10 protein-coding genes are annotated in these 9,642 nt (G+C 75.5%); 4 read left to right on the plus strand and 6 right to left on the minus strand.

The window, feature by feature from the left end:
- On the minus strand, positions 1-1,285 hold a 1,285-nt coding region (locus tag ACFXAM_RS35625), incomplete at its 3' end, for an ALF repeat-containing protein (protein ID WP_380297710.1).
- 256 nt (positions 1,286-1,541) lie between these two features.
- Between ACFXAM_RS35625 and ACFXAM_RS35630 the strand changes: the two genes are divergently transcribed.
- Positions 1,542-1,685 carry a hypothetical protein gene (locus tag ACFXAM_RS35630; RefSeq protein ID WP_380297712.1) on the plus strand — a complete coding sequence of 48 codons (144 nt, stop codon included), beginning with the start codon at positions 1,542-1,544 and terminating at the stop codon, positions 1,683-1,685.
- Positions 1,686-1,752: 67 nt separating this feature from the next.
- Here ACFXAM_RS35630 and ACFXAM_RS35635 read toward each other — a convergent pair whose 3' ends face one another.
- Entirely contained in the window at positions 1,753-2,760 is a 1,008-nt protein-coding gene (locus tag ACFXAM_RS35635; protein ID WP_380297713.1) for a polysaccharide deacetylase family protein, read from the minus strand.
- Positions 2,761-3,061: 301 nt separating this feature from the next.
- On the opposite strand from ACFXAM_RS35635, the gene ACFXAM_RS35640 reads away from it, so the two are divergent.
- Positions 3,062-3,880, plus strand: coding sequence for a methyltransferase domain-containing protein (locus ACFXAM_RS35640; protein WP_380297715.1), 819 nt, complete (start codon positions 3,062-3,064; stop codon positions 3,878-3,880).
- 17 nt (positions 3,881-3,897) lie between these two features.
- On the opposite strand, the gene ACFXAM_RS35645 is transcribed toward ACFXAM_RS35640, so the two are convergent.
- The 3 genes from ACFXAM_RS35645 to ACFXAM_RS35655 form a co-directional block, all read right to left on the minus strand.
- Positions 3,898-5,508 carry an MFS transporter gene (locus ACFXAM_RS35645; RefSeq protein ID WP_380297717.1) on the minus strand — a complete coding sequence of 537 codons (1,611 nt, stop codon included), beginning with the start codon at positions 5,506-5,508 and terminating at the stop codon, positions 3,898-3,900.
- A gap of 12 nt (positions 5,509-5,520) precedes the next feature.
- A complete protein-coding gene (locus ACFXAM_RS35650) occupies positions 5,521-5,826 on the minus strand; it encodes an SHOCT domain-containing protein (protein WP_380297719.1) in 306 nt (101 codons plus the stop codon).
- A gap of 71 nt (positions 5,827-5,897) precedes the next feature.
- A complete protein-coding gene (locus tag ACFXAM_RS35655; RefSeq protein ID WP_380297720.1) occupies positions 5,898-6,368 on the minus strand; it encodes a DUF6325 family protein in 471 nt (156 codons plus the stop codon).
- 252 nt (positions 6,369-6,620) lie between these two features.
- Here ACFXAM_RS35655 and ACFXAM_RS35660 point away from each other — a divergent pair, with 252 nt between their 5' ends.
- Complete coding sequence (locus tag ACFXAM_RS35660; protein WP_380297722.1) at positions 6,621-7,997, plus strand: hypothetical protein; 1,377 nt, start codon at positions 6,621-6,623, stop codon at positions 7,995-7,997.
- A 12-nt stretch (positions 7,998-8,009) separates the two neighbouring features.
- On the opposite strand, the gene ACFXAM_RS35665 is transcribed toward ACFXAM_RS35660, so the two are convergent.
- Entirely contained in the window at positions 8,010-8,408 is a 399-nt protein-coding gene (locus ACFXAM_RS35665) for an SHOCT domain-containing protein (protein ID WP_380297723.1), read from the minus strand.
- Between the two features lie 214 nt (positions 8,409-8,622).
- On the opposite strand from ACFXAM_RS35665, the gene ACFXAM_RS35670 reads away from it, so the two are divergent.
- Positions 8,623-9,531, plus strand: coding sequence for an SGNH/GDSL hydrolase family protein (locus ACFXAM_RS35670; RefSeq protein ID WP_380297725.1), 909 nt, complete (start codon positions 8,623-8,625; stop codon positions 9,529-9,531).
- The last annotated feature ends 111 nt before the right edge of the window (positions 9,532-9,642 follow it).

The following is a 9,642-nucleotide window of genomic DNA, read 5'->3' on the forward strand; positions in this document are numbered from 1 at the left end:
GGCCCGCACCGGCCGCGACGGCCGCCGCGGCGGCGCCGGCCTCCCAGCCGAGGCCCTCGGCGCCGGTGGCGGCGAGCTGGCCGGGGCGGGCGGCGGTGTCGCCGCCGCCGGTGGAGGTCGTGGTGCGGGCCGCGGCCTGGACCACCGGGGCCTGGCCGGCCGGCGCGGCCTGGGGGGTCGCGGTGGCCTGCGGCGCCGGGGTGGCCGTGGACTGCTCGGCCGGGCGCTCGGTCGGCCGGGTGGTGGGCTGGGTGGTGGGCTTCGCGGCGGCGGCCTCGTCCTCGGCACGGGCCGCGGCCCAGCCGCGGTCGAGGAAGGCCAGGACGGCCTGGTCGTCGCCGTCCAGGGCGGCGAGCGCGGCCTTGCGGACGGCCGGGCCACCGGTCTCGGCGATCTGCGACACCTTCACCCGGTTGTCGCTCATCCGCACCGCCGCCAGCTCGGACTCCAGGAAGCGGCGCAGGCCGGCCGCGTCACCGGCGAGTGCCTTCCGGGCGGCCTCGCGGGTGTGCCGGCCGGTCTGCGGGTCGGCGGCGATCTGCTCGATCTCGGCACGGTCGTCCTCGGCACGGGCCGTGTACTGACCCTCCTTGAGGAACTGCACGATGTCGGCGTAGCTGCCGGACATCGCGGCGGACGCGGCCTTCTTCACCGCGGGACCGCCCTTGGAGAGGATCTGGGTGACCAGGACGCGGTCGTCGTCGGCCTGCTGCTTGGCGAGCTCGACCTCCAGGAAGTGCCGCAGCGCGGCGGGGGTGCCGACGGCCAGGGCCCGCTGGGCGGTTTCCCGCACGCCCCGGCCGGTCTGCGGGTCGGCGAGGATGCGCTCGATCTCGGCGCGGTCGTCCTCGGCGCGGGCCGTGTACTGACCCTCCTTGAGGAACTGCACGAGGTCCGCGTAGCTGCCGCGGAGCGCGGCGGTCGCGGCCTTCTTCACGGCCGGGCCGCCGACGGCGAGGATCTGGAAGGCCCGGACGCGGTCGTCGGTCACCCGGGCGTTCTGGAGGCCCTCCTCCAGGAAGGTCCGCAGGTCGGCGGCCGTCCCGGCGGCGAGGGCCCGCTCGGCGGCCTCCCGCACGGAGATCCCGCTCGCCGGGTCCGCCAGGATCTTCCGGATCTCGGCGCGGTCGAGGTCCTCCTGGGTGGTGCCCCCCTCGGAGGCGGTGTCGGGCCCGGAGACGCCGACCGGGGCCGGAGCGTCGGCGGCGGAGGCGGAGGACGGGAAGAGGACGGCAGGGGTGAGGACCGCGGCGGCGACGACGGCGGACACCCGGGGAAGCTTCATCCGGCAGAACCTGCTCTGTACGAAGAGTCTGTGAACGCACGAAGCATAGGGCCTCTTCACCGACCGTCACATCCTCATATTTTCAGGCCTCCCGATCCGGCGGGCACGGGGTGTCTGCGGGTCGGCCGCGCACGCCCCCGGGCCGTCGGCCGGCGCCGTCCGGGCCGGTGACGGGTCGCCACGCTCGCGGCGGCCCGACCGGTCCGCGCCGTCCGGGCAGACCGGGCAGACCGGGCAGACCGGGCAGACCGGGACCATGAGCGACCTCGACGAGGAGCGGCGTCCGGCGCCGCCCGAGCTGCGCGGGTACCTGGCGGAGGTGGTCCGCCGGGTGCGGGCGGTCCGCGGGGCGGGGACGGTGGGCGCGGAGGCGGCCGCAGCCGCGGCCTCCGGCCGGTGAGGCCGGCGCCGGCAGCCCCTCGGGCGGCCCTGCGCCAGGGCGGTGGGCCCGGACGCGCCGCCGCAGGTCAGGCGGCGGCGGGGTGGACGGCGGCGAGCAACTCGTCGAGGCTCACCAGGCGGTAGCCGCGGTCCCGCAGGCCGGTGATGACGGCGGGAAGGGCGGCGACGGTCTGGGAACGGTCGTCACCGGCGTCGTGCATGAGGATCACCGAGCCGGGGCGGACCTGGCTCAGGACGCGTTCGGCGATGACGTCGGGGCCGGGGCGGGACCAGTCCTTGGCGTCGACGTCCCAGAGCACCGTGATGAGCCCCGACGCGTCGACGGCGCGCAGGAGTTCGGGGCTGCGTCCGCCGTACGGGGGCCGCAGCCAGCGGACCGGTCGGTCGTCGCCGCAGGCCTCGGCGATGGCCTCGCGGGTGTGGCCGAGCTGGCGGGCGAGGCCGACCGGGCCCAGGTCGGGCAGATAGGCGTGGGACCAGGTGTGGTTGCCGAGGGTCTGGCCGGCGTCGGCGATCCGGCGCACCACCTCGGGGTGGGCCAGCACGTTCAGGCCGATGCAGAAGAACGCCGCCGGGGCGTCGTGGCGGCGCAGCACGTCCAGCACCTGCGGGGTGAACTCCGGGTGCGGGCCGTCGTCGAAGGTCAGCGCCACCAGCGGACCGGCCTCGGCGCCGCCCGTCAACACGGCTCCCCTTGCCGCGAGTTGCCGCTCGACCGCAGCGCTGGAGCGGTCCGCCGCCGCGATCTCCGCCTCGCGCCCGCTCATCGTCCACCCCGCCGGGGGCAGCGCGGTCAGGGCCTCGGAGCGGGAGCGGCCGAGGGCGGCGAGCAGTTCCGCGGCGGCGCCGCCGTCCGCCGGGAACGGCGGATCGGCGCGGAGCACCGGGATCCCGGCGGCCCCGAGGGGCGCGTCCAGGACGCCGTTGGCACTGTCGACGACCACGGTGAGGCCGCCGGGGGTCCGGGCCGCCAGCTCGGCCAGCCGGGCCACCGGCCTTTCCACGCCGCAGCGTTCGAGCACCTCGACCGCTCCCGGTACGGCGATCCGATAGCCCTCACGCGTCACACCCACACCCGCGAACCGCACCGCGCTGCCCTCCCTGGAACGACTCCCCGTGGAACGACTCCGCCGCAACGACGCCGTGGCGCGGTCGCGGCCGAAGGGACGGCTCCGGGCCCCTCCCGGCCCCGCTCCCCCACCGGCGTCCCCTACGGCGGGCAGCCCAGATCATACGGACGCCGGGCGCCCAGGACGATAGGGCGGAACGGAACGGTTCGGGACGCAAGACCGGCTCGGGTACGGAGGATTGATTCCGTGCCAGGCCGTGGCGAGCCGCCGGTCCGCAGCCGGCGAGGTCCCTAGAGTGGGCCCCATGACCGACCCGCGCCCCACCTCGGCCTTCCACCCGGCCAACGCCGATCCCGCGCTCACCGAACGGCTGGTCACCGCACTGGACGCGCTGGCCGCCAACCCCGGCGTGCGGCAGCTGCGCGCCTGGGCGCACGAGCGGCTGGCGGTGGCCGCCGGCGAGCGGGTGCTGGACGTCGGCAGCGGCACCGGTTCGGAGACGCAGGTGCTCGCCGCGGCGGTCGGGCCGGGCGGCAGCGCGCTCGGCATCGAACCCCACCCCGGCCTGCGCGCCCTCGCCGAGCGGCGCGCCGCCGACGCCGGCAGCGCGGCCCGGTTCGTGGACGGCGACGCCCTCGCGCTGCCGCTGCCCGACGCCGGGACGGACGCCGTCCGGTGCGAGCGCGTCCTGCAGCACCTGACGGATCCGGCGCGGGCCGTCGCCGAGATGGCCCGGGTGCTGCGGCCCGGCGGCCGGGTCACCCTGCTGGACACCGACTGGGCCACCTTCGTGATCCACCCCGCCTCCCCCGACGTCCGGGCCGCGCTGTCCACGGTCGTCCAGGAGGCCGCCGCCACCCCGGACGCCGGGCGCCGCCTCGGCGAGTGGGAGGCCGGCGCGGGGCTGACCGTCGACGCGTTCGGCTCGGCCGTCCTGCTGCACGACCCGCGCTCCGTCACCTGGCCGCTGGTGCACGGGCTCGGGACGGCCGCCGTCGAGCGGGGGCTGATCACCGGGGCGCAGCGCGACGCGCTCTACGAGGACCTGACGGCCGCCGCCGGGCGCGGCACGTTCCACCTGTCGGTCACGATGTTCGCCGTTCTCGCCCACCGACGCCGCTGAGAGGCGTCGGCCGGCGGCTACTCCTCCGTGCCGGGCCCGCCGTCCCTGCCCGTGGGCGGGCGGGCGGAGGGCAGGCGGCGGGTGAACAACAGGGCGCCGGCGGTGATGCCCGTGCAGGCCAGCACCGCGGCCTTGAGCCCGGCGATCTGGGCGTCCCGGTAGCTCTCCACCAGCGCCGAGGCCTCCTGCGGCGGCACCTCCGGGTGCGCGGCCAGCGCCGTCGCCACGTCGTCGGCGGGCACGAAGGACAGGCCCGCCTCCACCCGGACGGCGGTCTGCTCGGCGACGGCGGCGGAGACGCGGGGGTCGTCCTCGATCCGGGTGGTGACGGAACTCGCGAGGGCGCCGATCAGGATCGCGCCGATCAGCGCCGTCCCGAGCGAGGAGCCGAGGTTCTGGGCGGTGTACTGCAGGCCGCCGGCCTCGCTGCGCTCCTCCTGGCGCACGCTGGACTGCACCGTGTTGCCCAGCTGGGAGGCGAGCATCCCCATGCCGACGCCGAGCAGCGCCATCGCCCCGGCGAAGGAGCCGCCGCGCAGCTCCGGCCCGATCGCCGCGATCAGCCACAGGGTGGCGGCGACCAGGACCAGCAGCCCGGCCCGGGCGATGGTCCGGGGCGAGGCGAAGCGCAGCAGCAGGGAGCCGGACATCGAGGCCGCGAGCATGGTGACGGACACCGGCAGCAGCCGCAGGCCCGTCTCGAAGGCGTCCAGGCCCTGGACGACCTGGAGGTAGAGCGGGATGACGAAGAACAGGCCCAGCAGCACGGTGTTCTGGTTGAAGAGGGTGACCAGCCCCGCGCGCAGCGTCCGGTTGTCGAACAGCGCGAGCGAGACCAGCGGGTCCAGGCCCTTGTCCTCCCGCCGGCGCTCGTGGACGCAGAACGCGTGGACCAGTGCGCCGCCGAGGGCCACGGCGAACAGCGTCGGGGCGAACCCGAGGACGGTGAACGGCGGGTTGCGCGGCTTCACCCAGCCCCAGGTGCCGCTCTGCAGCACGGCCAGGACCATCACGGCCAGGCCGGAGGCCGACAGCACGACGCCCGCCACGTCGAGCTTCGGCCGCCGCTGCGGAGGCGGCTGCCCCGGCACCCAGCGCATCAGGAACAGGATCATGACCACCAGGACCACCTCACCGGCGAACACCAGCCGCCAGGTGAGGTACGTGGTGACCCAGCCGCCGAGCAGCGGCCCCACCGCGATGCCCGCACCCGCGAGGCCGCCGATGACGCCGTAGGCCACCGCCCGCTCGCGTCCGTGGTAGGAGCCGGCCACCAGCGCGGCCAGGGCGGGCAGGACCAGGGCGGCGCCGAGTCCCTCGATGACGGACCAGCCGAGCGCGAGCACGCCCACGGTGGGGGCCACCGCGGTCAGCCCCGAGCCGACCCCGTACACCACCAGCCCGGCCACGAAGACGCGGCGGCGGCCGAACATGTCGCCGATCCGGCCGCCGGTCAGCATGAACGCGGCCATCACCAGGGTGTACAGGGTGATGACGGCCTGGATGGCGGTGACCTCGGTGTCGAAGTCCTCCACCAGCTGGCTGATCGACACGTTCATCACCGAGGCGTCGAGCACCATCAGGAACTGGGCGGTGCCGAGCACGACCAAGGGCTTCCAGCGGTTCACCGCGCCTCCCGGTCAGCTGCCGAGGATCCGGGCCTTCTGGGCGGCGAACTCCTCCTCGGTCAGGACACCCTGGTCCTTGAGCGAGGCGAGGTCCTTGAGCTGGTCGAGCTTCTCCTCCATGGTCGGGGCGGCCGCCGGTGCGGCCTCGGGCGGTGCGGCGGGCGGCGGGGGCGCGGCGGGCTCGGCGTAGTAGCCGGCCTGCTGGGCGTCCTGCTGCGCCCAGCGGCCGGCCTGGCGGCGCGAGACGCGGTTGGAGACGGCGGTGGCCGTCCCGGCGACCACCGCGGTACGGGCGACTCCGCGGAGCAGTCCGGGCATGGCTTCCTCCTGAGGGGGTGAGGGGCGCGGGCTGGGGGTGAGGGACGCGGGCTGGGGGTGAGGGGCGCGGGTCAGCCCGCGGCGTCGGATCCTTCGAGCGCGTCCAGGACCTCCAGGAGGTCCTGGAGCTGGACGCGCCCGCCGGCGACGATGCGGGCGTCCTCCCGGCGCAGCGCGCCGGCCAGCGGCGCCGCCCAGCGGTTCTCGTAGAGCAGGACGGCGGCGGAGTCGCCGGGCTCCAGGAGTGCGCCGGCCTCGGCGAGGTCGGCCTCGCCGAACAGGCCGGAGGAGGCGCCCTCGAAGACGGCGAGGTCGAGGCGGCCGTCGCCGGTGACGTCGGCCAGTTCGAGGCCCGCCACCGTGCCGTCCTCGTCCTTGCGGACGAAGGTCAGGTCGAGGACGCGGATGATGTCGCGCTCGACCAGGTCGACGAGCAGCGGAAGCCCCTCGCCGGTGAGATGGCTGCCGGGGAACGCGATGACGAGGTAGTCGATGGGGCCCGGTTCGTCGAGTCCGCCGGGCGTCTCGGGTTCGCTGCTCACGTCGGCTCCTGTGCGCGGGGAGGGCCGGCCGACGGCGTCGGCCGGGAGCCGGCTCCGGGTGCTGTCGTGGAGCCGACCCTCGGCGACGCTAACCCGCCGCCCGTGCCGGGCGGCTCACCTGTTCGGGGTGATCCGGGTCGCCGTCCGGCCCGCCGGGCCCTTGGCTGGTGTCGACGGCGGTCCGTCGTTCCGCCGCCGCCTCGACAACGCCGCCTCGACACCGCCGTTCGCCCAGAGCGAGGAGCCGCCCGCATGCCACCGGCCGATCCCAGCACACCGCAGCCCGAGGACCCGCGGCCCGGCCGCCCGGAGTCCGACGAGCTGGAGGCGCTCCACCACCGGGTCGCCCAGCTGGAGGCCGAGGCCCGGCGCCGGCCGCCGCAGCACCACCGGCTGCGCACCACCGGTGCGACCGTCCTGGTGATCGTGGCCTCCGTGCTGTCGCTGCTGGCCGTGATCGCCGTCTGGGCCCACGACGAGATCACCGACACCGACCGGTTCGTCGCCACGATGGCACCGCTCGCCCACGACCCCGCCGTGCAGAACGCCCTCGCCGACCGGATCACCGAGGCCACGACGGAGCAGATCGACGTCAAGGCCGTCGTCAACGACCTCTCCCAGGCCGCCGCCGACCAGGGCGTGCCGCCGCGGCTCGCCCAGCTCCTGGGCGGGCTGACCGGTCCCCTGGAGGGGGCGCTGACCGACCTCGTGCACGGCGCCGCCGAACGGGTGGTCACCAGCGACGCCTTCGCCACCGTGTGGGAGGAGGCCGTGCGGGCCGGGCACGCCACCATGGTCAAGGCGCTCACCGGCCAGGGCGGCGGCGCGGTGGTGCTGAAGAACGACGAGGTCGTGATCGACATCGGGCCGATGGTGGAACGGGTGAAGACCGAGCTGGTCAACGCCGGTTTCGCGCCCGCCGCCAAGATCCCGGAGGTGCACACCTCGTTCGTGGTGTTCTCCTCGCCCGACCTCGCCAAGATCAAGGGCGGGTTCCGGCTGCTGCAGATCCTCGGCTGGTGGCTGCCGGTCATCACCGTGCTGATCGCCGCGGCCGGCGTGCTGACCGCCTTCAACCGGCGGCGTGCACTGATCGGCGCCGCCCTGGGCATCGGGGCGGCGATGCTGCTGCTCGGCATCGCGCTGGCGGTCTTCCGCTCCTACTTCCTCGACCACCTGCCCGCCGACGCCTCGCAGGCCGCCGCCGGCGCCGTCTACGACGCCCTCGTCGACTACCTGCGCTCCGGCGTGCGGATGATCGGTTTCCTGGCCGTGGTCGTCGTGGTCGGGGCGTTCTTCGCCGGCCCCTCGCGCGCCGCGGTGACCGTGCGCTCGGTGGCCGGGCACGGGGTCGCGGCGCTGCGCTCCTCCGCCGACTCGGTCGGCTTCCGGGCCGGGCCGGTGGAGCGCTTCGTGCGGCGCTGGAAGCGGTGGCTGGGCGTGCTGATCCTGGTCGTCGCCGCCGTGGTCTTCGTCCTCTGGGACCACCCGACCGGGATGGTGGTGTTCTGGTTCGCCGTGGTCGTGCTGGCGGCCTTCGCCCTGCGCGAGTTCCTCGCCCCCGCGCACCCCGTCACCCCCGCGCCGGCGTCCCCCGCGCCGGTGGGCACGGGGGACGCGGAGCGCTGAGCCCCTGCGGCGTCACCCCAGGACGAGCGCCTTGGCGCGCTGGTACTCCTCCTCCGTGATGGAGCCGTTCTGCTTCAGCTCCGCGAGCCGGGCCAGCTCCGAGGCGGTGCCGGCCGGCTTCGCCTCCGCCCCGGCGGCGTCGCGTACGTAGGTGCGGAACTCCGCCTCGGCCTCCTTCGCCCGCGCCGCCTCGCGCATCCCCATGCCCTTGCCCCGGGCGATCAGGTAGACGAACACCCCGATGAACGGCAGCAGGATCAGGAACACGCACCACCCCGCCTTGCCCCAGCCGTTCACCGTGTCGTCCCGGAACAGGTCGCCGAAGACCCGGAACAGGAGCATGAACCAGAGGATCCAGAGGAAGATCCACATGGTCGTGAGGAAGATGTTCAACAGCGGATAGTCGTCCATCGCCCGCCTCCGGGGGGAGTAGCCGAACCGCCGGGCGGCGCCGCCGCCCGTCCCCCTCGTCCCCCACGATCACCGACCGCGGCGGCGCGCGCACCACCCCGGACGGGTGATCCCGCCGCCGGGGCCCGTGCGCCGGTTCGGCCGCCCCGACGGGCACCGACCGGGTGGTTCGCGCACAATCCTGCTGATGGCCGGAAGAATGCGAGGAGCAGCCGTGCGACGTCACCCGGGCGCCCCGAGGGGCGGCGTTCCCCGTACCGCCCGTTGGCTCACCGCCGCGCTGGCGTCGGCCGTCGTGGCGGCGGGCGGGCCGTTGGGCGGGGCACCGGCCGCCGCCGCGCCGATCGGGGGGTACGAGCACTACGTCGCGCTGGGGGACTCCTACGCGGCGTTCGGAACCGTGTCCAAGAACGACGGCACGCCCGCCGGCTGCGGCCGCGCCCGCGACAACTACCCGAACGGCCTCGCCGCGGCGCTCGGCCCGGCGAGCTTCGTCGACGTCACCTGCGGCGACGCCACGACCCTGAGCATGACCGTCCCGGAGCCGGTGCCGGGCGGGGTGAACCCGCCCCAGTTCGACGCGCTGGGGCCCGACACCGACCTGGTCACGGTGACCATCGGCGCCATGGACGCGCTCAGCGGCCTTCTGGCGGCCTGCGCCGCGATCGGCAGCACCGACCCGCAGGGCAACCCGTGCCAGCGCGCCTACACCGCGAGCGGGACCGACCGGGCGGTCGCCGCGATCGACGCGACGCGCCCGAGGATCGAGGGCGTCCTCGACGGTGTCCACGCGCGCTCCCCGCACGCAACCGTGGTCCTGGTCGGCTATCTGTCCGTGCTGCCGCCCACCACCGGGTGCTGGCCGGACGTGCCGATCGCCCGCGGCGACGTCCCCTATGCGTACGGTCTCCAGAAGCGGATGAACGCGGTGCTCGGCGAGGCCGCTGCCGGCCACCGGGCGATCTTCAGCAATCCCGGCGACGCCCTCGGACACGACGCCTGCCGGCCGCCCGGGGTCCGCTGGGTCGAGCCCCTCGACCCGGCCCCGGACACCAACGCCACGCACCCCAACGCCGCCGGGCAGGCCTACGTCGCCGCGCTCACCAGGGCGCTGCTGCCGTGAGCCACGCGCCCGGCGACCTAGGGTCTGTCTCTTGGATTTTGTCGGATCAGGCCGCGGCGTCTGGGTGCGTGCATCGCAAGGCGGAGGAGGGAGCCACTGCGGAGCATTGGC

Origin of the sequence: Kitasatospora sp. NPDC059462 (assembly GCF_042749955.1) — a bacterium.
Lineage (GTDB): Bacteria > Actinomycetota > Actinomycetes > Streptomycetales > Streptomycetaceae > Kitasatospora.